The organism is Vibrio sp. 10N.261.55.C5 (genome assembly GCF_041470505.1).
Taxonomy (GTDB): Bacteria; Pseudomonadota; Gammaproteobacteria; order Enterobacterales; family Vibrionaceae; genus Vibrio; species Vibrio crassostreae_C.
On record NZ_JBFRMS010000050.1, the window covers coordinates 109,029 to 133,813 of the forward strand.

At 44.8% G+C, this 24,785-nt stretch carries 18 protein-coding genes; 6 read left to right on the plus strand and 12 right to left on the minus strand.

All coding sequences use genetic code 11. The annotated features are described in order from the left end of the window. The first annotated feature begins 446 nt into the window (after window positions 1-446). The 3 genes from AB4263_RS17885 (at window position 447) to glgB (ending at window position 7,621) form a co-directional block, all read left to right on the plus strand. The gene (locus AB4263_RS17885) at window positions 447-2,900 is read left to right on the plus strand and encodes a glycogen/starch/alpha-glucan phosphorylase (RefSeq protein ID WP_172378664.1); all 2,454 of its coding nucleotides are present in this window, start codon (window positions 447-449) and stop codon (window positions 2,898-2,900) included. 185 nt (window positions 2,901-3,085) lie between these two features. Then, a complete protein-coding gene (gene malQ, locus AB4263_RS17890; RefSeq protein WP_372098641.1) occupies window positions 3,086-5,266 on the plus strand; it encodes a 4-alpha-glucanotransferase in 2,181 nt (726 codons plus the stop codon). A 174-nt stretch (window positions 5,267-5,440) separates the two neighbouring features. Beyond that, window positions 5,441-7,621: a 1,4-alpha-glucan branching protein GlgB gene (glgB, locus tag AB4263_RS17895; protein WP_372098642.1), complete on the plus strand. Its 2,181-nt coding sequence runs from the start codon at window positions 5,441-5,443 to the stop codon at window positions 7,619-7,621. An 80-nt stretch (window positions 7,622-7,701) separates the two neighbouring features. On the opposite strand, the gene AB4263_RS17900 is transcribed toward glgB, so the two are convergent. The 6 genes from AB4263_RS17900 to AB4263_RS17925 form a co-directional block, all read right to left on the minus strand. Continuing rightward, the gene (locus AB4263_RS17900; RefSeq protein ID WP_372098643.1) at window positions 7,702-8,172 is read right to left on the minus strand and encodes a TetR/AcrR family transcriptional regulator; all 471 of its coding nucleotides are present in this window, start codon (window positions 8,170-8,172) and stop codon (window positions 7,702-7,704) included. A gap of 223 nt (window positions 8,173-8,395) precedes the next feature. Next, window positions 8,396-9,235, minus strand: coding sequence for an energy-coupling factor transporter transmembrane protein EcfT (locus tag AB4263_RS17905; protein WP_372098644.1), 840 nt, complete (start codon window positions 9,233-9,235; stop codon window positions 8,396-8,398). Further along, the gene (locus AB4263_RS17910; RefSeq protein ID WP_017064242.1) at window positions 9,232-10,926 is read right to left on the minus strand and encodes an ABC transporter ATP-binding protein; all 1,695 of its coding nucleotides are present in this window, start codon (window positions 10,924-10,926) and stop codon (window positions 9,232-9,234) included. Before AB4263_RS17910 ends, AB4263_RS17905 begins: the two co-directional genes overlap by 4 nt. Before the next feature lie 6 nt (window positions 10,927-10,932). Continuing rightward, window positions 10,933-11,481 (minus strand): ECF-type riboflavin transporter substrate-binding protein, encoded by a 549-nt coding sequence (locus AB4263_RS17915; RefSeq protein ID WP_372098645.1) that lies wholly within the window; start codon window positions 11,479-11,481, stop codon window positions 10,933-10,935. A 302-nt stretch (window positions 11,482-11,783) separates the two neighbouring features. Beyond that, the gene (locus tag AB4263_RS17920; RefSeq protein ID WP_017081388.1) at window positions 11,784-12,914 is read right to left on the minus strand and encodes an HlyD family secretion protein; all 1,131 of its coding nucleotides are present in this window, start codon (window positions 12,912-12,914) and stop codon (window positions 11,784-11,786) included. Beyond that, window positions 12,914-13,309: a DUF3302 domain-containing protein gene (locus AB4263_RS17925; RefSeq protein WP_017064245.1), complete on the minus strand. Its 396-nt coding sequence runs from the start codon at window positions 13,307-13,309 to the stop codon at window positions 12,914-12,916. Before AB4263_RS17925 ends, AB4263_RS17920 begins: the two co-directional genes overlap by 1 nt. A 250-nt stretch (window positions 13,310-13,559) precedes the next feature. Between AB4263_RS17925 and AB4263_RS17930 the strand changes: the two genes are divergently transcribed. Then, complete coding sequence (locus tag AB4263_RS17930; protein WP_372098650.1) at window positions 13,560-14,462, plus strand: DMT family transporter; 903 nt, start codon at window positions 13,560-13,562, stop codon at window positions 14,460-14,462. A 32-nt stretch (window positions 14,463-14,494) separates the two neighbouring features. On the opposite strand, the gene AB4263_RS17935 is transcribed toward AB4263_RS17930, so the two are convergent. From AB4263_RS17935 to deoD, 4 genes are all read right to left on the minus strand, one after another. Continuing rightward, window positions 14,495-16,075 carry a diguanylate cyclase domain-containing protein gene (locus AB4263_RS17935; RefSeq protein WP_372098646.1) on the minus strand — a complete coding sequence of 527 codons (1,581 nt, stop codon included), beginning with the start codon at window positions 16,073-16,075 and terminating at the stop codon, window positions 14,495-14,497. After that, window positions 16,075-17,544 carry a hypothetical protein gene (locus tag AB4263_RS17940; protein ID WP_017061878.1) on the minus strand — a complete coding sequence of 490 codons (1,470 nt, stop codon included), beginning with the start codon at window positions 17,542-17,544 and terminating at the stop codon, window positions 16,075-16,077. The genes AB4263_RS17935 and AB4263_RS17940 overlap by 1 nt, the downstream gene beginning before the upstream one ends. Before the next feature lie 186 nt (window positions 17,545-17,730). Continuing rightward, complete coding sequence (locus AB4263_RS17945) at window positions 17,731-19,200, minus strand: lactate dehydrogenase (protein ID WP_017061879.1); 1,470 nt, start codon at window positions 19,198-19,200, stop codon at window positions 17,731-17,733. Window positions 19,201-19,282: 82 nt separating this feature from the next. Then, window positions 19,283-19,993, minus strand: coding sequence for a purine-nucleoside phosphorylase (gene deoD, locus AB4263_RS17950; RefSeq protein ID WP_017061880.1), 711 nt, complete (start codon window positions 19,991-19,993; stop codon window positions 19,283-19,285). 346 nt (window positions 19,994-20,339) lie between these two features. On the opposite strand from deoD, the gene AB4263_RS17955 reads away from it, so the two are divergent. After that, window positions 20,340-21,314 carry a L,D-transpeptidase family protein gene (locus AB4263_RS17955; protein ID WP_372098647.1) on the plus strand — a complete coding sequence of 325 codons (975 nt, stop codon included), beginning with the start codon at window positions 20,340-20,342 and terminating at the stop codon, window positions 21,312-21,314. A gap of 155 nt (window positions 21,315-21,469) precedes the next feature. Here the strand turns inward: AB4263_RS17955 and AB4263_RS17960 are convergent, their stop codons facing one another. Next, entirely contained in the window at window positions 21,470-21,736 is a 267-nt protein-coding gene (locus AB4263_RS17960) for an Lpp/OprI family alanine-zipper lipoprotein (RefSeq protein WP_017061882.1), read from the minus strand. Between the two features lie 361 nt (window positions 21,737-22,097). Here AB4263_RS17960 and AB4263_RS17965 point away from each other — a divergent pair, with 361 nt between their 5' ends. Next, window positions 22,098-23,429 carry a DEAD/DEAH box helicase gene (locus tag AB4263_RS17965; protein ID WP_017061883.1) on the plus strand — a complete coding sequence of 444 codons (1,332 nt, stop codon included), beginning with the start codon at window positions 22,098-22,100 and terminating at the stop codon, window positions 23,427-23,429. Window positions 23,430-23,562: 133 nt separating this feature from the next. Here the strand turns inward: AB4263_RS17965 and AB4263_RS17970 are convergent. After that, on the minus strand, window positions 23,563-24,785 hold a 1,223-nt coding region (locus tag AB4263_RS17970; RefSeq protein ID WP_372098648.1), incomplete at its 5' end, for an SGNH/GDSL hydrolase family protein.

A 24,785-nucleotide genomic window follows, 5' to 3' on the forward strand; every position in this document is an offset into this window, starting at 1 on the left:
TTACCGACTACGATCCTCCTCAGAAACCTTGCACTCCTGCATGTTTTTGGGTGTCTACGCCCTTTATTTGAGACTTTGCTCACGTTGCGGGTTGGTTTGTGAATGTGACTTCGTTCATCCCTACACGGGAATCTATGCAAAAGATGAGAGTTGGAAATTATTTTCGTGATCTGAGTATCAGATTTGACAATGACTTTAATCTGGTTAAATAAAAGTCACATCAATTGAAGTTAAGTTATCGAACGGGAGCTTGTGATCTTAGTCACTCCAAGTTTTTGTTCTCAGTCAGAACATGAGAGTCAGATCACTAACCCTAAGTCGGTACGCCCCCTACGCCCTCCCATCTACTCCTAGTCAGTTGCATTAGCGGGAGGATGTTTAGTTTATGGTGACCATGCACGATATGTCACAGATGAATTAGAACTATTAAAAGCGAGATTTCTGAAATGAAACCAACTCAGCAAAAAACTTTCGATAAAGTGTCATTCCAAGAGAGTGTTAAGAAACATTTATCTGCAACCTACGCAACAACCGTTGAAACAGCAGACAGCCGTTCATGGTATCTAGCAATGGGTCGTGCTCTTGCAGAGCTAACGACTTTTGACCTGCTAGAAACTGAAAATGATGAAAAAATTAAGAACGCTAAGAGCGTTAACTACCTATCACTAGAGTTTTTGATTGGTCGTTTAACCGGTAATAACCTGATCAGCATGGGTCTGTATGAACAGATCACTCATGCAATGGAAGAGCTAGGTCAAAACCTAACTGATCTTCTAGAAGAAGAGCGCGACCCATCACTAGGTAATGGTGGTCTTGGTCGTCTAGCCGCTTGTTTTATGGATTCTTGTGCCGCTCAAGAATACCCAACAGTAGGCTACGGTCTTCACTACGAATACGGTCTATTCAAACAGTCTTTCCAAGACGGTCGTCAGCAAGAAGCACCTGACGCATGGCGTGGTGTTGAAGGTTACCCATGGGAAGTAGCTCGTCCAGAACTAGCACAACACATTGGTTTTTACGGTCATGTAGACGTTGAATTCATCGACGGTAAAGAAGTACGTACTTGGGTTCCAGGTATGGAAGTAAAAGCAATGCCTTGGGATCTACCAATCGTAGGTTACGAGTCAAGCACGGTTTACCCACTGCGCCTTTGGGAATGTCAGGCAATTGCACCATTCTCACTAGCAAGCTTCAACAACGGTGATTACTTCGAAGCGCAACACTCGCTAATCGATGCAGGTAACATCACTAAGGTTCTTTACCCGAACGATAACCACGAGAAAGGTAAGACACTGCGTCTAATGCAGCAGTACTTCCATTCAGCAGCATCGGTTCGCGATATTCTACGTCGCCACGAAGCAGCAGGTTTCTCTCTAGAAGATCTGCCTAAGCAAGAAACGATTCAGCTGAACGATACACACCCAACGATCGCGATTCCTGAGCTAATGCGCATCCTGATTGACGAGAAAGGTCTATCTTGGGATCAAGCATGGGAAATCAGTGCTCACACGTTCGCTTACACGAACCACACACTACTTCCAGAAGCGCTAGAGACTTGGTCTGAATCTTTAATCAATCGTCTTCTTCCACGTCACATGGAAATCATCTTTGAAATCAACCACCGCTTCATGCAAGAAGTTCGCAAGATGTGGCCTGGTGATGGTGAGAAGCAAGCGAAGCTTTCTATCATCCAAGAGGGTTTCCACCGTATGGTTCGCATGGCAAACCTATGTGTGATTGGTTCTTACAAAGTAAACGGTGTAGCTGCGCTTCACTCTCAACTGGTTAAGAAAGACTTGTTCCCTGAATTCAACGAAATCTTCCCAGGTAAACTGACTAACGTAACGAACGGCATCACGCCACGTCGTTGGTTGAAGTTCTGTAACCCAGGTCTATCTGCGCTAATCACGGGTAAGATCGGCACTGAATGGCCAGCAAAACTTGAGCAGCTAGAAGGCATCGCTAAGTTTGCAACAGACGCGAAATTCCAAAAAGAATTCATGGCTGTTAAGAAAGAAAACAAACAGCGCCTAGCTGATTGGGTTCAAGAGAACATGGGTATCGAGCTAGATACTAACGCTATCTTTGACGTTCAAATCAAACGTCTTCACGAATACAAGCGTCAGCACCTAGATTTGCTACACATTCTATCTCTGTACCACCGTATTCTTAACGAACCTGGTTTCGAGTGTGAGCCACGCGTATGTTTCTTCGCAGCGAAAGCAGCACCGGGTTACCACCTAGCGAAAGAGATCATCTTCGCGGTTAACAAGATTGCAGAGAAGATCAACAACGACCCTCGCATCGGTAACAAACTGAAAGTGGTATTCATTCCTGACTACCGTGTAAGCATGGCTGAAATCATCATCCCTGCAGCAGACGTTTCTCAGCAAATCTCACTAGCGGGTAAAGAAGCATCTGGTACGGGCAACATGAAGATGGCTCTAAACGGCGCGCTAACTATCGGTACGATGGATGGTGCAAACGTTGAGATTCGTGAAGAAGTGGGTGATGAAAACATCTACATCTTCGGCCTAGACGTTGATGGTGTTCAAGCTCTGAAAGCTCAAGGCTACAACCCATACGACTACTACAATGCAGACCCACTACTGAAAGCATCTCTAGACCTACTGACTGGCGATGAGTTCACTCCAGGTCAACCAGGCCTTCTACGTGCAACGTTTGATAGCCTGCTAGACGGTGGTGACCCTTACCTATGTCTTGCTGACTTCGCATCTTACGTGAAAGCGCACGAAGACATGGGCACGCAATACAAAGACCAAGCAGGTTGGGCTAAGAAAGCAATTCTTAACACAGCATTGGTTGGTAAGTTCACATCAGACCGCTCTATCCGCGACTACGTGAACAACATCTGGAAACTTGAAGCGGTTAACCGTTAATACTTCCAAAGTAGCCAAGGCAGTTTCTGCCTTGGCTCAATTAGCTTGTGAGCAAACGAAAGGCTTAAAGGTTTCGTTTATAAACAAGCTGCTTACAAACCGATTGTCACAAGCTAATTGATTAGTAAAAATTAAATTAACAACCCTACAAAATAGAAAGCGTCAGAACGTTTTCGGAGAGAGCGATGAAAGAACAGACCGTATTAAAACAAGTCGCAGAAATGGCAAACATTGCCGACAGTTACGTTAGTGCGTGGGGCGATGAAGCACAAGTATCAGACGAGACGATCACGTCTCTATTGGCTTCGTTGGGCTACGATACAAGCAGCGATGATGCACTGCTTAAGTCAGCAGAAAGAAAACACAAAAAAGATGTACTAGACCCAGTTCTTGTCTTGCGTGACGGTGAGCCAGTAGAAGTGGCGCTTAATCTAGGTGTAAGTGCTCGTGAAAGTGAGTTCAGCTGGCGCTTAGAAACCGAGCAAGGAGAGGTACTTGAAGGCTATCTTCAATCTCAAGTCATTCGTGACGAGCGTGCCGAGGGTGGCCCTTTAGTGTTTGCATTGCCAAGTGATTTGGCATGGGGTTATCACAAGCTCATTGTGAGCCGTAAGCGCCGTAAGAAGCCTTACGAGATGACACTGATTATTACGCCAAAAGCGTGTTTCAAGCAGTCACCAATCGAGCAAGGCAAAAAGCTTTGGGGACCCAGTGTTCAACTTTATACCCTAAGAACTCAGCATAACTGGGGTATTGGTGATTTCGGAGACCTAAAACAGCTTGTTGCGGATATCGCTTCTCGTGGTGGTGACTTCGTTGGTCTAAACCCAATTCACTCATTGTTCCCTGCGAACCCTGAAGGTGCGAGCCCATATAGCCCATCTTCTCGTCGCTGGTTGAACATCTTATACATTGATGTGAGTTCAGTTCCTGAATTTGCACTAAGTGCAGAAGCACAACAAACAGTCGGCAGCGCAGAGTTCCAACAGCGTCTACAAAAAGCGCGTGAAGCACACTGGGTAAACTACACCGAAGTGTCTGAGCTTAAGATGAGCATCTTGCCTCTGCTATTCGCAGAATTTAAGACTCGTCATCTAGACAAAAACAGCGACCGTGCACAAGCGTTCTTAGCCTTCGTAGAAGAGGGTGGCGATAGCCTGATGCATCAAGCGGCGTTTGATGCTCTACATAGTGAACTGCATGCAGAAGATTCTGGCATGTGGGGATGGCCGGTATTCCCTGAGAAGTACCGTACATTCGACAGCCCAGCAACACAGAAATACATCAAAGAGAACTTAGAAAACGTTCATCTGTACATGTACCTGCAATGGCTAGCAGATTGCCAGATCAACGATGCACAGTCTCTTGCAGAAGAGAAGGGCATGGCTGTTGGCCTGTACCGTGACTTAGCGGTAGGTGTTGCAGATTCAGGCAGCGAGACTTGGGCTGACGAAGGCAACCTAGTGATGGATGCGAGCATTGGTGCTCCACCTGATATTCTTGGTCCTTTGGGTCAGAACTGGGGTCTACCTCCGTTAAACCCAGAAGTGCTTCAAGAAACAAGCTACGACGCTTACATCAAGCTACTTCGTGCGAACATGAAGCACTGTGGTGCACTGCGTATCGACCACGTTTTAGGTCTACTGCGCTTGTGGTGGATTCCAAAGGGTGAGAACGCAACTAAGGGCGCGTACATCTACTACCCAGTACAAGATATGCTGTCTATTCTGGCGCTTGAATCTCACCGTTACCAATGTAGCGTTATCGGTGAAGATTTAGGAACGGTACCGGATGAGATTGTCGACATCCTTGCAGATGCTGGCGTGCACTCTTACAAAGTGTTCTTCTTCGAAACATCAGAAGATGACGGTGGTTTCATCTCACCAAAACACTACGCATCACAATCGATGGCGGCACTGTGTACTCACGATATGCCAACGCTTCGTGGCTTCTGGCACTGTGATGACCTGAAAATGGGCCAAGAGATTGGCTTATACCCAGATGCAGAACAATTAGAAACCTTGTTCGATGACCGCCTAGAGTGCAAGCAAGGAATCTTAGATTCAGTAGCATGGCATGGTTTCCTACCAGAAGGTGTGGGCCGCGATGCGAGCCAAGTACCGATGGACTCTTACCTTGCTGAGGCACTTCAACTGCACGTAGCGGCTGGTGGTTCAACACTACTGAGCGTTCAGCTAGAAGATTGGCTAGAGATGGACAAGCCAGTAAACATTCCTGGCACGGTTGATGAATACCCTAACTGGCGTCGTAAACTATCAATGAACTTGGACGAAATATTTGCTCACGAAGGCGTTAATCGTATCGCTTCTAAGCTGACTGACGTTCGAGAAAAAGCCGGTAAGTAATGACGTGAGTGACTTGAAATTAGGTGGTTTTTTGCTTACGCCGTACGAAACTACAACCTCGGTCACTCAATAATGAATGCTCATCTGGTAGAATAAACCGTCGTTATATTGCCCGCACTAATAGCGGGCATTTTTGTATTATGTTTTTTGGATGTTTGGTTAGGGAGAAACGTTTTGGAACTAAGTTCGATTTCAAAGCAAAAACAAATATATACCCAACTATCACAGGCTTGTTTCACAGACCCATTCGCGTTTTTAGGGCCATACCTACCTTCTGAGCAAGGTGCATTACGTGTGTGGATTCCTGGGGCAGATAAAGTCGAGTTGATTGTTGGAAAGGAACCTCGTATTGAGTTAGCGCGAGAGGGTGAAAGTGGTTTCATTCTTAAGCAAGAGAGAGACTTACGTTTTACTCACTATAAGCTTGCGGTTGATTGGGCTGGCGTAGAACAGATCATCGATGATCCTTACCAGTACCACGATCTGTACGCGAGTTATGAAGATCTTCATACACCGAAAGATATGTATCATCACATGGGGGCTCAGTTTATTACGCTAGAGCGTGATGGACAGACGATTTCAGGTACGCGTTTCTTGGTGTACGCACCGCATGCAACTGCGGTAAGCTTGGTGGGTAACTTCAACGCTTGGGATGGTCGCCGCCACCCAATGCAACGCCTAGATTACGGTATGTGGGGCTTATTCATTCCTGAACTGGAAGAAGGCGCTCAATACAAGTTTGAATTAAAAGGACCAAATGGCGAAGGCTTACCACACAAAGCTGACCCATGGGGTTTCTACTCTGAGCAATACCCATCGTTCTCATCTGTAACTTACGATCACGCTCGTTACCAGTGGCAAGATACTCAATGGCAAAATCGCCCGGTAACGCAAAAGCGCAAAGAAGCGCTTTCGTTCTATGAATTGCATGCAGGTTCTTGGAAGCGTAACGCTGAAGGTGAATTCTTAAATTATCGCGAGCTTGCGGCAGAGCTGATCCCATACCTAACGGATCTTGGCTACACGCACGTTGAACTAATGCCAGTTTCAGAACATCCATTCTACGGTTCTTGGGGCTATCAGCCTGTTGGTCTTTTTGCACCGACTAGCCGTTTTGGCTCTCCAGATGATTTCAAATACTTCGTCGATCAATGTCACCAAGCGGGTCTTGGCGTTGTTCTGGACTGGGTTCCTGCTCACTTCCCAAGTGATGATCACGGCCTAGCAAACTTCGATGGTACGCCATTGTTCCATGATCCAGATCCACGTCGTGGTTGGCATCAAGACTGGAACTCGTACATTTACGATTTAGGCAAAGAGCATGTTCGTCGTTTCTTGGTAGCAAACGCTCTTTACTGGTTCGAACAATTCCATATCGATGGCATCCGTGTTGATGCGGTTGCTTCGATGTTGTACCTCGACTATTCGCGTAGCCATGACCAATGGATCCCGAATGCGGATGGCGGCAACGAAAACTACGACGCTATCGCAACCCTTAAGTGGATGAACGAAGAAGTGTATAAACACTTTCCGAATGCGATGACGATTGCTGAAGAATCAACGGCTTTCCCTGGTGTTTCAGCACCGACTTTTATGGGCGGCTTAGGCTTTGGCTTTAAGTGGAACATGGGTTGGATGCACGACAGCTTGTCTTACATTCAAGAAGACCCAATCAACCGTAAATATCACCACGATACGATTACCTTCCCACTGGTTTACGCACACAGTGAGAATTATGTATTGTCTCTGTCTCACGATGAGGTGGTTTACGGTAAAGGTTCTATCCACAACAAGATGCCTGGTGATGAATGGCAGCAAACGGCAAACCTACGTGCTTATATGGGTTACATGTATGCGCAACCAGGTAAGAAGCTGAACTTCATGGGTGCAGAATTTGGTCAGACGGCTGAATGGAACCATGACGACCAGCTGCAATGGTTTTTGCTGGATTACGAGCGTCATCAAGGTGTTCAGCGTTTAACGAAAGACCTGAACAATCTGTACCGCTCTGAAGCTGCAATGCACGATCTTGATTTTGATCCGAAAGGCTTTGAATGGCGTCTACAGGACTCTGCTGAAGCGAGCATCTTAGCTCATGAGCGTATCAGTGAATCAGGCGAGCGTGTATTGGTGGTTTCTAACTTTACCCCCGTTCCTCATGAGCACTTCCGCTTAGGTGTTCCAGCACAAGGTCAGTACTCTTTGTTATTGAATACAGACTCTGCGGATTATGCAGGCAGTGGCTTTGAAGTGAAGCAGACTGCTGAGATTGAATCTGTAGAGAGCGAAGGGCTAGACACATCGATTGAGCTGCGTTTACCACCGTTATCGACCGTTTTTTACAAGCTAAATTAGGTCTATAAGTTGAAGTAAGCGATAACTAAAAAGAAAATGGGAGCCGAAAGGCTCCCATTTTTGTATTTCTAGTGCTTGGTTTAATGCTGCTTGAAGTTTGTGAGATAGAACATTGAACGTCCTACGACAGTCTCAAGGATTCGAACGGTGTCAAGCCCAAAGCTATTAAACATTATCTCGCGGAATTGACCATCTGAACTGATGTTAAACTGTTCAGGGCTCTTGACCTGGGAGGCATGGAAAAACATCAATTTGATCACGAATCGAAATTGATCATTATCTAGAGCGTTTTGCCAAGATTGAATGAATACTTCTTCCGATGAGAACTCTAGATTATCTATAACAATTGATAGCATGTGTTGGTGTAACGCTGATCGGATAGCGCGGGTCGATGGATAATAGCCCTGAAGCGTCGTCAAACTAATGCCAATTTCTTGAGCAATCCTTGCATAAGTTAGTGCTTCATGTCCTTCAGCCAGAAAAAGGTTTAGTACGATCTCATCGTAGTGCTTTTGATTTTCTAGTTTCTGTACTTGAGTAATTCGAGCCATTACAAATCTCTACTGATTGTAACATTCTGTAAACGAGTATATTAAGAGCTTATGAATTAAATCTCAAACTCCAAGGGTAAATAACTGGTCAATTTATCGTTAAATATAGTCAGTATTGTGTCATTGGTTCAATTATCAATCAGATTTTGGCATAAACAAAAACACCGCCCTATTGAGCGGTGTGTTATTTAAAGTCTTTGTTTATCTATGCTAATTCAGATGACTAGAACGGATACCAAAATAACTGCGGCTCTAGAATGCGTTTCGCAATGGCTAACACCACGATAAAAGCGATGACACCTAAACAAACAAAGTCGATACGTTTCAAAGGTGCATAGCTATACCAAGTGCGAGCTTTGTGTCGGCCAAAACCTCGTAACGTCATTGCGTTAGAGATCTCGTCTGCTCGGTCCAAGCTAGAGAAAATGAGCGGGCCTAGAACCTTAGCCACATTTTTGATTCGAGTAATTAGAGGCGCTTTCTTTGAGAGCTCTACACCACGAGCCTGTTGAGCATGCATGATATTGATGAAGTCTTTCTTAACTTCTGGCAAGTAACGCAGTGTTAAGCTGACCGCATAGGCGATCTTGTAAGGAACACCGATACGGTTGAGGCTAGCTGCAAACTCAGTCGGATGCGTTGTGAAGACAAAAATCAACGCTATCGGGAACATGCTCATGTATTTGAGCGTCACAGTAACCAAGTAAAACAGAGTCTCTTGGCTCAACGAGTAGTTACCCGGCAATGTCAGCAATAAGGTTTTGCTGCCGATGAGCTCAGTACCTTGCTGTGGAGCCAGCAGATACATGAACAAAGCATTTAGGCTCAATACACTCGCCGTACCCAATAACAGAGGCTTATATACGCGTACAGGCACATTGGTGAGCTTTAGCAGGTATAAACCAGTCACAATAAGCAGCGTAATCAATCTTAGGTCGAACGTAGTTAAGACCACGGTTACCCAAGCTAAGAAGAGCGCAAATTTGGTGATGCCGTTAAGTGCATGAAGCGGTGATTTTGTATCAATGTAATTGATGCCGAATTTTACTTTTGATGCGTTCATTGAGCGCTTCTCTCGTAGTCGATGAAGTACTGCATAAACGCATTGGTGTCGTCGATTTTCATCATAGTCGCGAGTTCATAAATGCTGGTGGTACAAAGATTTGCGCGTTCTAACAGCGATGGCTGACTGAATACTTCCGTCATCGCGGCATTGGCAATCAGCTTGCTGTCAGCAATGACAATTGAGCGTGTGGTGTACTCTAGAACAAGGTGCATGTCGTGTGAAATGATCACGACGGTGATACCTAACTCGCGGTTAAGCTTTTGGATAAACGCCAGCATTGAGGTGTAGTTGCGGTAATCTTGACCCGCTGTTGGTTCATCCAAGATCAGAAGCTCTGGCTCCAATACTAAGATAGAAGCGATCGTTACGCGTTTTTTCTGACCGTAGCTTAGCGCTTCGATTGGCCAGTGGCGGAACTTGCTCAAGCCACACAGCTCAAGAACGTTTTCCACCTTCTCTTTGATTTCCTGCTCTGCAACCCCACGATTACGCAGACCGAATGCAACTTCATCAAAAATCATATGATGAGAGATCATATGATTTGGGTTCTGCATCACGACACCGACTTTCTGGCTTCTTTCAAAGATAGAAAGCTCAGATAGGTCTTCACCATTTAGATAGGAAGAGCCTGAATCGGCATCGATCACACCCATGATGAGTTTAGTGATGGTAGATTTGCCTGAACCGTTTTTGCCTAAGATTGAAACGAACTCACCCTTACCAATCTTAAAGCTGACATCTTCGAGAGCGTTCTTTTCACCATCGTAAGAGTAAGTCAGGCCGTGGACCTCAAGCAAAGGTTGGTACTGCTTCTCAGCAACTGGAGTCGGGCGCTCTGCAAACCAAGCCTGAACCGCAGGGCGGAATCTTTTGTAATCGAGAGCTTTGAGGTTTGATAGCTTATCTTCACTGGTCAAAGGTGCTTTCGCTGCCTTCAGAGCAGATAAATAAAGTGGTTCACGAATACCGTGTGTTTCAAGCAGTTCAGAAGCTAAGATTTCATCGGGTGTCATGTCCGCGACAATTTCACCGCGCTCCATCAAGATCACTCGATCGATATCGCGATGTAGTACATCTTCAAGGCGATGCTCGATGATGACTATAGTCTTGTTGGTTTCTTTATGAAGTTGGTCGATGATTTCGATAGTCGCTTTACCCGTTTTCGGGTCAAGGCTAGCCAAAGGTTCATCAAACAACAGGATGTCAACGTCATCAACTAAGATGCCCGCTAATGACACGCGTTGTTTCTGGCCGCCGGATAAATCATGTGGCGAGCGATCAAGCATATCTGCTAAGTCGACCATTTTTGCTGTCGACTTAACCAGAGGGTACATATCAATGTTCGACACTAACTGATTTTCCAGTGCGAATGCGATGTCTTCGCCAATACTCAAACCGACAAATTGGCTATCAGTATCTTGTAATACTGTGCCAACCTGCTCGGTATAGTCGTGCATAGAAAAATCAGAAATGTTCTTACCGTTGATCTCTAGAGAGCCAGTCACCTCACCTTTGATAGCATGAGGAATCAGACCGTTAAGGCATTGACCTAGGGTAGATTTACCACTACCGCTTGGTCCAATAATGACGATTTTCTCTCCTTTCTCTATCCTTAGATTGATATTTTTTAGCGTCGGTTTATCCAGCGACTCATATCTAAAAGAGAAGTTCGAAAATGCTATAGTCATTATCGCTTATGCCTCAGTCAGGTTACGGCTTTGTTTGTTGCGTTTAGCGACTGATTTTAGGATCAGTAAGCCAACAACAGCGATCAGAACGGTGTTACCCGCAGCAATGATAGAGAGTTGAGTGAAGACTTTAGTAAACGGTTCTGCATAAAGGATGGTATCTAGGAATGCAGAGCAGCCGTAACCAACCACATTACCGGCAAGGGCAAGTACCACAAACAGCGCGAAGTCCTTCATAGGAAACTCACCTTGCTGAAGGCGGTTCTTGGTCAACATCGGGAATAAGCCGATAACCATGCCTACGATACCTGAGCCTAAAACCCAAGTTAACCACACACCCCAGCCTGCGAATAGATCCGTAACCCAGTGACCGATAAAGCCAACTAAGAAGCCAACAATTGGGCCGAACAAAACAGAAAACAGTGCTAGAACTGCCATCGCTGGTTTCAATGTCGTGTTCGCAAACACTGGGACACCAAACATAGGTAAACCACCAATGCCGTACAGTGCCGCGCCAATGGCAATAACGACCACTGTTTTAGCTGAAAAGTTCATAGATAACCTCGAATACTGAAAGATAAAGCTTAATAAAGAACGAATATTCGCCATTATTAATATGCGTCTCAATGAGAACGTTTTTTGGGCAAATATAAAAAATAAGGCGCGCATTATACAGTAGAACCCTTCCATAAGGGAAGGTAAGTGTCTAGATGTCTAAAATTCCATCTGAACACCTAAATATCGTGTAAAAAGCGCAATTTTACGGTTAATCAAGCAACAAAAAAGCCAGAGCGGGTCTGGCTTTTTCATTCGTCTTAACAATGTGTTAAGCGGGTTCGTCACATATCTACGCCCGTTTAGTGGTCTAGGTATAGATAGTTTTGCCAACTCTTCATGCGAATAAGGACCTTACGCATGATAGACACGTGAGTGAAGCTGTCAGAATAAACGGCAACTTCAACCGCGGTACCCATAGGTAAATGGTAGTCAGACAGATCATCAGTGATGCTCAATTTAACAAACACACGACCACTGGTACGCAACGCATCAGTACCTAGAAGCGCGCCTCTAGCTTGGAATTGGCTCTCACCAATAGCTGGAATCACTTCATCAATACGTCCTTTGAATATCTTCCCTGGCAATGCTCTAAACAAGAACTCAGCTTCGTAACCCGGTTGCAGGCGTTGTAAGGAGTTTTGTCTGAACGCAGCGGTATAGAATTGTTCTTCTGTGTGAACAAACGTCATTACCGGAGCTAAAGGAAGTGGAACTGCCATTACACCTGGGCGTAATGCTAGTTGCGTAACGTATCCGTCAGTGGGAGCTCGAACCACGGTTTGTTCTAAATCAAACTGAGCTTTACGTAATTCAGCCAATAAGCTTAAAACCGCTGTATTCTCGCCACCTATTTCAGAGTCCAAGGCGATCTTTGTTTGTTCTAGGTTTGCATCTGCAACTTTCACGGCCGCTTCCGATGCTTTGTAAGCTTGTCTGCGAGTATCCAATTGTTGCTCGGTAAAAGCGCCACTGTCGTAACCGCGCTTGTAACGAGAAAACTCACGTTGGGCTTTATCTCTTTCCGCGATGGCTTTGATTTTTGCAGCCTCTGCTTCAACCACTTCAGATTCCATTCCAAGCGCACCTTGGCTTGCTTCTTTTACCTTGGCTTCTAACCTTGCGACTTCAGCTTCGAATGGAACTGGGTCTATTTTGAAAAGAATATCCCCTTGCTTCAGAGGTTTGTTTGCTTCTACTGGCACTTCGATAACTTTACCCCTAACGCCTGAAACGACTGGCGTTGTTGAGTAAACTTGGTTACCGATTTGTGTAAATGGATGGTTGTAGTTCATTAGTAGAATTAGGGTACCTACTATGATCACACCTCCAAGTACGGCAGTAGGTACTGTCCATTTATTGAGCGGTATATTGAACACCTTGAAAATGGTGATACAAAGCGCCGCATAGGTCATTATCAGCAGTAAATCCATTACTTAGCCTCCTGATCTTGAACGTTGTTTGTCTCTTTCTCTGGACTGCTTTGCTCAGCACCTGCTTGCTTGAGCTGTGCGATTTCTTCCTGAAGAGTACTCACTTGATCGATGAGAATATCGACGCGATGATGAATATCGTGTTGTTCTTCTTCTAATTTAGCGAAGCCCCAACCACGATCTTTGCGCCATAATGTTGCCCAAATCCAAAGAAATGGCCAAATAGTATGTAAGGTGAATAGGCTAACCCAGCCTGAGACGTGAATAGCATCTTGATGAGGGTGATTGCGTTCTTTCGCAATTTCATAGGGAATATCGTGAATAACGATGATGCCGTAAAAGATTACTAATGCTACGAAAATAAGTAAGCCGAGCGCAAAGTAGTCTAAAAACATAACAGATCCTTGTAATGTTAGATATTAGTTATAAATATACTACGCTATCATCCAAGTAATTGTTATAAAAATGATTTACCGAGTTGAAAATAATGTGTTGTCGCTTCTAATGCGAATAAAAGCATTGATGAATCTTATGAAATCTCATCGCGTTTGAAGAGGCTATTTCGGCTTTCTGGTTGGTATTTAAGCTGAAATGATGACAGTTAAGATTCTGAATGACGGGCATAACCACAAGGGACAAATACGGATGTATATAGGTGAATTGGCGGCCATTGGCGCTGCAATTGTGTGGGCATGTGCGACATGGATCTATGGGCAATTTGGACATCGCTTCTCTGCGATGCAATTTAACATTGTTAAGGGCGTAGTGGCGTCAGGGATGATGTTGCTGGTGATGCCTCTTATTCCGATGCCGGAGTTTGAACTGAGTACCAACCATTTTCTGATATTGGCAATTTCAGGTGTGATTGGCATTGCGATTGGAGATAGCGCCTATTTTGCGGCGTTGAAAAGAATCGGTGCCAATAAGACGCTGTTACTGGAATCTTTAGCCCCGCCTCTTTCTGGTGTGCTGGCATTAATGTTCTTGGGCGCTGTATTGACAGTGCAAAGTTGGCTCGGTGTCGTGATTACAACACTAGCGGTGACCTTCGTTGTCTTCCAGCCATCAAAATCGGCGAGCGGTGAATCGAATAACAAAGCGCAGTGGGGTGGCATTGGTTATGGGCTTGTGGCGAGTGTCTGTCAGGCATCTGGTGTGGTTATTTCTCATTACGCGTTAGTGGCGGGTGATATTCCACCATTGTTAGGTGCTTTGATTCGCCTGACGATTGGCGTGTTTGCTGTGATGCTGATTATCCCTTTCGTTGAAAAGAAGCCGTATTCATCGATAAAAAGAGATTTATGGGAAATGACCAAGCTCGATAAACTGTGGTTACTAGGAGCAATCTTTGTCGGGACGTTTCTCGCTCTATGGCTTCAACAAGTGGCGTTGAAGAATGCTAACCCTGCGATTGCACAAACGTTGATAGCGACCAGCCCGGTCTTTATTTTGGTGATTTATGCGCTGAAAGGGGAGAAGGTGTCAAAGCAAAGTATCATAGGCACACTTGCCGCCCTTGCTGGTATTTCTCTGTTCTTTTATCAATAAGCAGTTGGCCTAAGCTACAGAGCTATATGCCACTACTCTGTACACACTTGATTACGGCCGTTGGCTTTAGCTCGGTATAGCGCTTTATCCGCACGGTAGAAGGTGCGTTGAGTATTCTCTCCGTCACGATGCAAAGTGATACCAATACTCACGGTCAAACCACGCTCCCCAAGTATTTCATGCCATCCGAATTGGAAGATGCGCTCTCGATAATTTTCAGAGTGCATTTCTGCTTTCGCAAGGTCAGTGTTTTCAAGGATGACTAGGAACTCTTCCCCGCCAAACCTGACACATGACGCGCCTCTAAACTTAAAGTATGAACGTAACTCTTGAGAAACGCTGACAATCGCTTTATCACCCACTAAGTGGCTTAATTCATCATTGATAGACTTGAAGTGGTCAATATCAATAACCATCAGCGCGAAAGAGGTATCGTGCAGCAGCATGTCTTTCAGTTTCACATCTAACCAGCGGCGGTTGTGCAACCCTGTTAATGGATCTGTGAATACGTCTTGTTGAAGCTGAGCCACCGCATTCTTGTGTTGTTCGGTTGTCTCTTTGAGCTCTTTGTTCTCTTGTTCAGAGAGAATGAGTTTGAGTTGTAACTCAAAACGAGACAGTCGGCGTAGCTGGCTTGCACCGAGTTCACTGATCGGGATCTGCTTCATCAGATCGGTTTGAATTCGGTAGCCTTTTTTCTCATAGCTTAGCGCTTCTTGAAAACGCCCTTGATTCATACACACATCACTCAGCGAATCGTAGAATCGTTTTGCAAGTACTGGCGACGAGTAGGCTTTCACGCGTTTGTCTGTGCTCGACAAAATCATGCTCGCGTAGTCTTGCTTGCCGGTTGCACTTAGGCAATGTGAGAGCTCTAGACGAGTCATGGTTGCAAGCCAGCTTGCTTGAGTGCTGTTGGCTGGGTATTGAACCTTAGACAGACAGCGTAGCGCTTCATGGTGTTTTTTCTTAGCGCGCAGCACCTTTGCTTGGTAAAGCAGTATTTGAGCTGTGAGCAACTTGTCACTGACCAAAATACTCAGTTCTTCGCACTCATTCAGTAAATCGCTGGCTGCTGTAATGCGATTGAGTAGAAGTAGGCTTGCTACCATATGCAGCTTGAATTTGAGGCGAAGTGAGCGACTGCTTATCGCATGGTCTATGCTGCTGATTTTTTGGTAGTAACGAAGTGCTCTGTTGTGATCGCCATAGGAATCACACAGGTTGCCCATGCCTAAAATAGCTAATACATACTCATCGATATGACCGTGTTCAACCGCGATAGTCGATGAACTGACGAATTCATTGAGTGCTGAGGTGTAATCACCAGTTTCAACTAAGCGGTCACTTAAACTGGTTTTGACTGTCAGAATATCTTCGATATCGGCAGGAAGGTGGAGCAGATCGAGTGCTCGTCTCAACTCTTCGATACTGGTTTGATTTTGTTGTAACTCGGCACGGTATTCAGAGCTAATGATATAGCAGTGCGCTTGCTCTGTTTGCGTTGTCGAAACGTGCTGACGAATGTGGTTCCAGAAGATGATCGCTTCTTCACCTGATACTGATGAAGGGTCTAAACCGGCGTCTGTGATCTTGCTTAATAGAGTTTCCATTATTCTATTACCTCAGCATCGTCTTCTTCGAGTTGTTCAAGCGTGAACGGGAACGTCAAAATATCATTGAGGCTGACGGTCGGTTTCGAACCCTTTAGTCCTTTTCTATGCCATGGATAGATATCAAGCATGGTGCTGAGAGTTTGGAAGGTTTGCTCTGCGGCTTCGCCTTTTTCGGAAAGCATAAGGGCCACACGTTCAGAACTTAGCCTTGCGATGAAGTCATTCTGGTTACATAAAGCATGAGCAATCTCGGTACAGACATCTAAGTAATCAGTATCGACATGATGGAACATAATGATGCTGTGGTTTGAACGTTTAAGCTCTGTCTTGAACAGCACCAACTTTTCCCACCAAAAGGTTTCAGAGACAACGTAAGAGAGGTGCTTTTCAGGATCGTACTCGTGCTGACCGCGAATACGATTAATCAGTTTTCGTGCTCTCTGTTCAAGTTGGCGTTTTGAACTGCGTGCTTTGTCCAAACCGACACGTGTCGTTTGCTCTTTGAGCATGCCGATAGAATATTGACGGTACTTTTTAAAGGCGACGAGCGCGGCTTGGAAGTCTTGGTTTTCTTCCGCCACCAAGGATTGTTGGTAACAGATTTGGCTCAGCAACTCGCCATTATCGAACTCGTTTGCGGATTGTTCTGCGAGCCTCAGTAATTCCGCCGCTTGTTCTGGTCTTTTTCTCAGGAGCTCCAATCTAGCTCGGCTGATGTATGAGTGCGCCTTCATCCAAACTAGGTTGTGTTCAACTGCCAGATTGTGCGCTTTGGCCGTGGCGCGCTCCGCGTCATCTAAGCGTTCAAGACCAAGTAGGGCAAGGCCTCGAAAGTCCCATACCTCTGCATGCCAAGTGTTATCTTTATGGTCTTTTAATGCTTCTTCTGCACCGTCCAATACCGACAGCATTTCAACATAGTTGTTGAGCAGGTAGTAATCCCACGCAAGCAGTATTCTGGCTTTACCCTCTAACCAACCAATGCGGCTGTTGTTAGCAACTTTAACGGCAAGCTGGTGGGTAGAACGTGCAAGTTTATATTCGTGGGTCATCCGCCAAATATTGCCAAGGCCAATGAGGCATTCAATTTGAATTTCGACTTCATCAACCAACGCGGACTGCTCTAAAGCATTGATCCAGAACTGTTGGGCGGAATAGTACTTGGCTTGTCCCCAGAACTGGAGCGCGTGTAAATGGAGGATTTCGGGCAGAAAAAGATCGGTATCTAATCGGCTTTGGCGCTTGTAGGCTTCCTTGATGTATTTTAAACCTTTTTGGTAATCCATCAGGTTCCAGCTACATCTTGCCATTAACATTAATGACTGGATGGCACCCTCTTCAAACAGAACTTGCTCTGATCGGACTAGGCACTGTTGGGCAATCTCTAGGATCACCGATGGCTCAGAGTCGACACGAGTTTTGAGTTTTTCTAATTCTGTTTCAAGAAGGTACTGATTTTTGTCCAAGACTTACATCCATGATTATCGAACATATTGATAACACAATCATTATAAGAGTGTAATTTGAGATAAGCACCAATTATCTTTCGTAGAGCGTCAAAGGAACATCGATCTTTTCTAATTATGGGCGTTACCTCATGTTGTCGCTTTAAAATCAATGAGTTCCCGAATAATTACCTAGAGGCTTTGTTGCTATGAAAGTAGTTGCTTTAGAGTTAATGGCAGCTCCCCTACGCCTAAGCGTTGTGCTGCCGTGAGCCCTTGCTTATCTTGGTAGCACAGATTGTGCCAAGCTCTAAATATGTCGAGCAATGGAAGAATGCCCCCAGGACGAAGCTTACGTCTGGGCTCATTAATAAAGCTATCAAATAACAACTGAAAGCGCTGTTGATAGAACTTAGTTTGTTGAATTGAGGCTGTGTTAAACCACTGTTTTGGTTCTGGATTGTTACCGGTTAGGTAGCAGATACCTTTCTGGTTATCACCCTGATTGGCAATAGCCCAGCGATCTCGCCACCAACTCATGTGAACGATGTCGATCTTTTCAAAACTTTGGTCGTCTTGCCAGCCTGAATCTTCTTCGACATACATGAGGTCAATATTTTGACTCTGAATGCGCGGCAAACATACACTTAAAGCGGCAGATCTTAGTAATGGATCTTGTGGCATATAGATGGCGACATGCTTGTCTTCGTTACACATATCCAACACATGTAAGAAGTGAGCATAAGAGGTATAAGGCGGTCGAATGAGAGCGCCTTTTGAAGGGTAACTAAATGTGGTGAGGTTACCCATAGGGTCCTCAACGTTACCTCTCGCAAGAATCACTTGGTACTGCTGTTCAATGCGCTCTTTTAGTTTGTCAGAGGGCTGAGGCAGTTCGAGATTTGCTTCTGAAGAGTGCTCTTTGGATACAAATCGTGCCACATCATCATAAGGGTTATGGTCGACGTTTCCTGATGGTTCTTCATTTTGAGAGTAGTTAACGTGTTGGCAAAGTATATAGCCAGAATGCGCCTCGCCCGTCGCTATCCACACCACACCGTTGTTACTTTGTGGTTGCAGACGCTGGTAGTGAGATGCGAACTCGTAATCTTTCGCATGGTTAACCCATCGAGCATCGATCATCGCTAATTTACGACGACAACGGCTCGCGATATGGTCAACATGATCATAGAAAGTCTTTGGGTTGATCTCTAATTTTCGGCAGATTTCACGTACGGAATAGCCCATGAACAGTAAGCCCATGAGGTTCTCTTGAAATTGGAGTTTTTTATTGGATCCAGACCATTTATCAACGAAGGTTGTTTGGCAGTCTTTGCATCGATAACGCTGCCTGTCGCCACTGTAGCCGAAGGCATGATAAAGATGTTTATGGGTATGAACCGATAAGCCGAAGTTATCGCAATCATCATTACGACAAGCAGGGAGCCCGTCGCTGTGAAGTTGTCTTAGGCGATGAAGTTCGCTTAACACTTCACGATTGTTAAGTAAGGGGGGGAAAGCTCCACATTCACGACAAACCATCGCTGGACGCTTAGGGTTCGCGTGTTGCAAAACATACCGTTTTGCATCGCTCAAGCCAAAGTTGTCACACGCCAATGTTTTACAAAAGTTGAGTTGCAAACCATCCGCATCTTTTGGCAGCTTGTCGTTAGACACGATCTCCCCCTCGGGATTATTTGAGCAGCCAAGCGAGCCTGGCTGCGGGGTAACGCTTTTCAATGTATCTTTTATCAAATCGTTAGATGTTGATTGCTGTCTCTAGAGCAACTTTCATCATGTCGTTGAAAGACTTTTGACGCTCTTCAGAACTTAGTTTTTCACCACGGATGATGTGGTCAGATACTGTTAGGATAGTTAGTGCTTTAGCACCAAGGTCTGCAGCAACGCCGTAGATACCAGCCGCTTCCATATCAACACCTAGGATGCCTAGCTTTTCCATTTTTTCGAAAAGGTCAGCTTCTGGAGTGTAGAAAAGGTCTGCAGAGAATACGTTACCAACTTTAACTGGAACTTCTTGTGCACGAGCTTGGTTTACTGCTTCTTCTAGAAGACCGAAATCAGCGATAGCAGCGAAGTCGTGGTTGTTGAAACGAATGCGGTTTACTTTTGAGTCAGTAGATGCACCCATGCCGATAACAACGTCCATTAGTTTAACGTCGTCACGTACCGCGCCACAGCTACCTACACGAATAACGTTTTTCACGCCGAACTCAGCGATTAGCTCGTGTACGTAGATGCAGCATGATGGGATACCCATACCGTGGCCCATTACAGAAACTTTCTTACCTTTGTAAGTGCCTGTGTAGCCAAACATGTTGCGAACGTCACAAACTTGCTTCACGTCATCAAGGAATGTTTCTGCAATGTATTTTGCGCGAAGCGGGTCGCCCGGCATAAGTACTGTTTCTGCGAAATCACCAGCTTGAGCATTAATATGAGGTGTAGCCATGGTCGTTCTCCAAAGTTTAAACGGTAATTATAGGAACAGGATTTAATCAATTACCGATTCTGTTGAATTGAATTCGTTTTGTTGAGGCAATATTAGCGAGTTAGAACGTGGCTCCATGAGACTTTAGTCACAAAATAGGTCTGCCATTATAGTTTTATTAATATTGATAACTAAATATGTTGAAAGCGTAAAGGCAATCGATTTTGTATGGGTAAATTGCAAGTGAATGAGAAGAAAAGGCTTACATATAAACTTGTTGTCTATTAGTTTCGAGACAACAATACGTTGTAGAGACGTTTGATCAGAGATAATCTAAACTTTGATAAAAGACAAACCAAGGATTTGTATGTCGTATTGCGTTAACTCGACGCCTTTGCAGTCAATGAAAACACGACTCCACAGGGCGGCGTCGCTTGTTGTAAGAACTACTTTGCTTGCCAGCGGGATAGCTTCATCGTGGGTGTCTGCTGCAACCTTTGAATTGCCACCAGCGGAAAGCCGCATTGTGGGCAGAATCCAGCAGCATGAAGTGGCGGCGGGCGAAACCTTGGCCATCATTGCCAAGCAATACGATATTGGTTTTCTCTCTTTAATGGCAGCCAACAAAGGGGTGGATCCTTTTCTTCCCGCGGAAGGCTATGTGTTAAGCATTCCAAGCCGCTTGATTTTGCCTGACACCCCAAGAAAGGGGATTGTCATCAATCTTGCTGAGTTAAGGTTGTATTACTTTGAGCCTGAGAAAAATCAGGTGCATGTTTTCCCTGTCGGCATCGGTCGAGTGGGGCGTGATACTCCCGAGATGATCACCAAGATAAGCCAAAAAAGACCGAATCCAACATGGACGCCACCAAATTCAATCCGCAACGAGTATCTTGAAAAGGGCATTGAATTACCGAGAGTGGTTCCTGCCGGGCCGGAAAATCCATTGGGAGAGTACGCTTTGAGGCTTGCTTATGGCGCTGGCGACTATTTGATCCATGGTACAAACAAGGATTTCGGGATAGGTTTACGAGTTAGCTCTGGTTGTATCCGAATGGAACCTAAAGACATTGAGTGGCTGTTTGAGCAAGTGAACCGTGGTGAACAGGTCACCATTATCAATGAGCCGATTAAGGTGTCATTAGAGCCTGATAGAAGTGTGTTTGTAGAAGCGCACGAGCCATTAACTCGAAGTGATGGTTCAAAGAAATCATTACAGATCCCTGTGGAACTAAAATGGTGGCTTGAAGACGCAGAACTGCCAAATTCAAAGGCGAAAGCGGTTATCTTTGCTCAAAACGGCGTACCTGTAGAGATAGCACCACCTGTGATTGAGTTTTAATTCGATTGCCTCTTCTGCAACAAGGGGCGGTTTTATCTTGTTTACTCGCATTAGTGTCACCCAAAAAAAGCACCACATCCGATAAGAAGTGGTGCTGTCTATATACTGCTTTTTGCGACTTATAATCTACAGCTTAATCGCGATTAGATCTCAAACTACTTAGTGTAAGACTCAGCGATGTTGTCGATGCGTTCGTTAGCACGATCCGCTTCTTCTTTCGCTGCCATAGCGGCTGCTTCTGCTTCTTGAGCCTTCATTTCTGCGGCTGCTTTGTCACTCTTAAGTGCTTCAACTTCGCTTGTAAGTTGAGCCACTTGGTTAGTTAGTTGATCCATTTCTGACACTGCAGCTTCTTCTGGTTCTGAAGAACAACCGGCTAAAATGAAAACTGATGCTGCAGCTGCGATTAACGTCTTATTCATAAGAACTCCTTGCTTATTTATCATCAAAAGATGCGCTATACATTCTTTATCATATAGTCGCTTCATTAATGATTGTAGCGACTAATTTTTTAACTGCAAAAACAATAACTAAAGAAATTGCTAAATTTTTGAGTTAATTAGCTAAGTATCACGTTGTGTCTCATTTATGAGATGAAGGATTTAGAGACGACTTGAAGGTGTTTTTGGAGAGCTATCCCTTTGCTAGCAATGCATACGTTGTTCTAGCTAAAGATAGATAAAGGGATAAATTTACTGTGATCTCTATCCTTATAAAGTACTTTCGCGGTATCATGTCACGTTAAATTAATTTTATTCAATACCATCATGACTGGAGAGTCCTTTGCACTTTAAAGATTTAGGCTTAGATAACCGCTTACTGAAGAACTTAAAACATTACGACTTCAAGAAGGCGACAGAGATCCAATCAAAAGCGATCCCTGTTGCTATTGCTGGTAAGGATCTATTGGCTTCATCAAAAACGGGATCAGGAAAAACATTGGCGTTTGTGTTGCCAATGATACATAAAGCATTAAAAACAAAAGCGTTTTCTGCTAAAGATCCTCGTGGTGTAATTTTGGCTCCTACTCGTGAGCTAGCGAAGCAAGTTTACGGCGAACTGCGTAGCATGCTTGGTGGTCTGTCTTATGAAGCGGCGCTTATCTTAGGTGGTGAGAACTTTAACGACCAAGTTAAAGCACTGCGTAAGTACCCTCGTTTTATCGTTGCGACTCCAGGCCGTCTTGCTGACCACCTAGAACATCGTTCATTGTTCCTAGATGGTGTTGAAACGCTAATCCTTGATGAAGCGGACCGTATGCTTGATCTGGGTTTCGCTCCAGAACTTCGTCGCATTGCCAATGCAGCTAAACACCGTCGTCGTCAAACGTTGATGTTCTCTGCAACGTTAGATCACGCTGAAGTAAATGGCATTGCAAATGAAATGCTAGACGCACCTAAGCGTATCTCTGTTGGTGTTTCTAACGAGCAACACTTAGATATCACACAGAAATTCTACTTATGTGATCACCTAGATCACAAAGAAGCGATTTTAGACCGTGTACTGGAAGAAGCTGAATACCGTCAGGTAATGATCTTCACAGCAACACGCGCTGATACTGACCGTTTAACAGATAAGTTGAACGAGAAGAAGCTTAAAGCGGTAGCACTGAGTGGTAACCTAAACCAAACGCAACGTAATGCTATTATGAGCCAGTTCGAGCGTGCGGTTTACAAGATCTTGGTAACTACCGATGTTGCTTCACGTGGTATTGATATTCCAAACGTGAGCCACGTTATCAACTTTGATATGCCTAAGCATACGGAAGAGTACGTGCACCGTGTAGGTCGTACTGGCCGTGCGGGTAACAAAGGCGATGCGATTTCTTTGGTTGGTCCAAAAGACTGGGACAGCTTCAAGCGTGTTGAACTTTACCTTCAACAAGATTTGACCTTCTCTGTACTTGAAGGCCTAAAAGGTAAATTCAAAGGCATTAAGCCACGTAAACCTGCGTTTGCTAAAGGCGGTCCTGCTAAGAAGAAGACCAACACTCAAGCGAAGAAAACGCCGAAGAAACCAGTTAAGCGCGATAAGAGCTTCCACCAAAATGTGGCCGTGGGTGATACCGTGTTTATCCCTAAGAAGAAAGTCGCACCAAAAGTGGACGACGAGTAATCACCAGCCAGTTTTAAAGCGTTTGCTAGTAAAACTGACATAAATAAAAACCGCCAATATTAGGCGGTTTTTTTGTATCTGACTTTTGTGCCTAAGAGGTGCTGCCTAAGGTTACGGAGTTACTCTAAAGGCTTTAGAAATCAAAAGTCGAGAAAGAAAAAGCTAAGATATGGTCGGCAATGTATTTATGAGTAGCTGTAGTTGGGTGTGTCACGCCCCAAAATACATAACTGTCTGAACCATAGGTCGCACAATCATTAGTTAAGCTGTGGCTTCTTAAATAGTCCGCGGCTGAGCTTCGATTGATATTAAGACAAGCATCACTCGCGTTTCGAAAGCCATGTTGTTCTGGGTTATCGGTAATGCTGGCGAACAACGCACTTGCATCGAACAACACCACGTTTTTCCCTATACCTTGGTAATACTCGGCTTGAGCTTTGATGAACTGGTTGAATTCTAAGATCTTGCCACGAACTTTTATTATCTCTTGTTCGGTAGAGTATTTGAATTGAGGGGCTTTGGTTGCATCGGGTAAGGTGAACAGCAGGATATTGTTCGCACCAGATTCTGTTAAGCGGATCAGCGCGCTGCTAAAGTCAGCCTTTACATCGGCGACTTCTCGGTTGTAATTCATGAAGTCATTGAGGCCAAACTCTAAAGTAAACAGTGAGTTTTCCGGACGATAGTTTTTGGCGACTTTCATGTAGGTCAGATAAGAGGTGACTTGATCATATACACCAGTCAATGCCACGTATTGGTTGGTACCTGCGGCGCCACCCACAGCCCAGTTATACAGAGGGACATCTTTCGCTTTTGCTAAATACTCCGTCCAGACTAAACCATTCGAAAAGTGCCCTAGAAACCATGAGTTTGCATTTGGGAAAACCCATTGAGAGCCATTAAATAGGTTCCCAGTGTCAGAGAGGCTATCACCAAAAGTGACAATGCGATTAATGGTATTGGCTTGCACAGCGTTATCGTTGGTCCAGATGGAGTGATTGTAAGAGAAGCGATTGTCTGCGGCAAAGTAGGTAATGTCAGCGGCGTCATGTTGGATGCCGAGAGTCTGTTCGCAACGCTGTTTGATTTCAGATTGTGGGGCATCACTGTAGAACATGTTTTTGAAAGAAACGGAAGACCACCAATATCCGTTGATCGTGTAATCGTCGCCGTTTTCTTTTTTCGCCCATTTCCAATCGGTGGCTGCAGAGTCGTGCGATGCATCGGTTCGATACCAACATCTAACATATGAATAGGTCTCTGAGCCTTGTGCACTGAGTACTTGTGCAGATGTAATCGATTCAGGTGTTGGTATTGAGTCTTCAGCGGCATAAGCGGGCTTTGTTGCGTAATTAA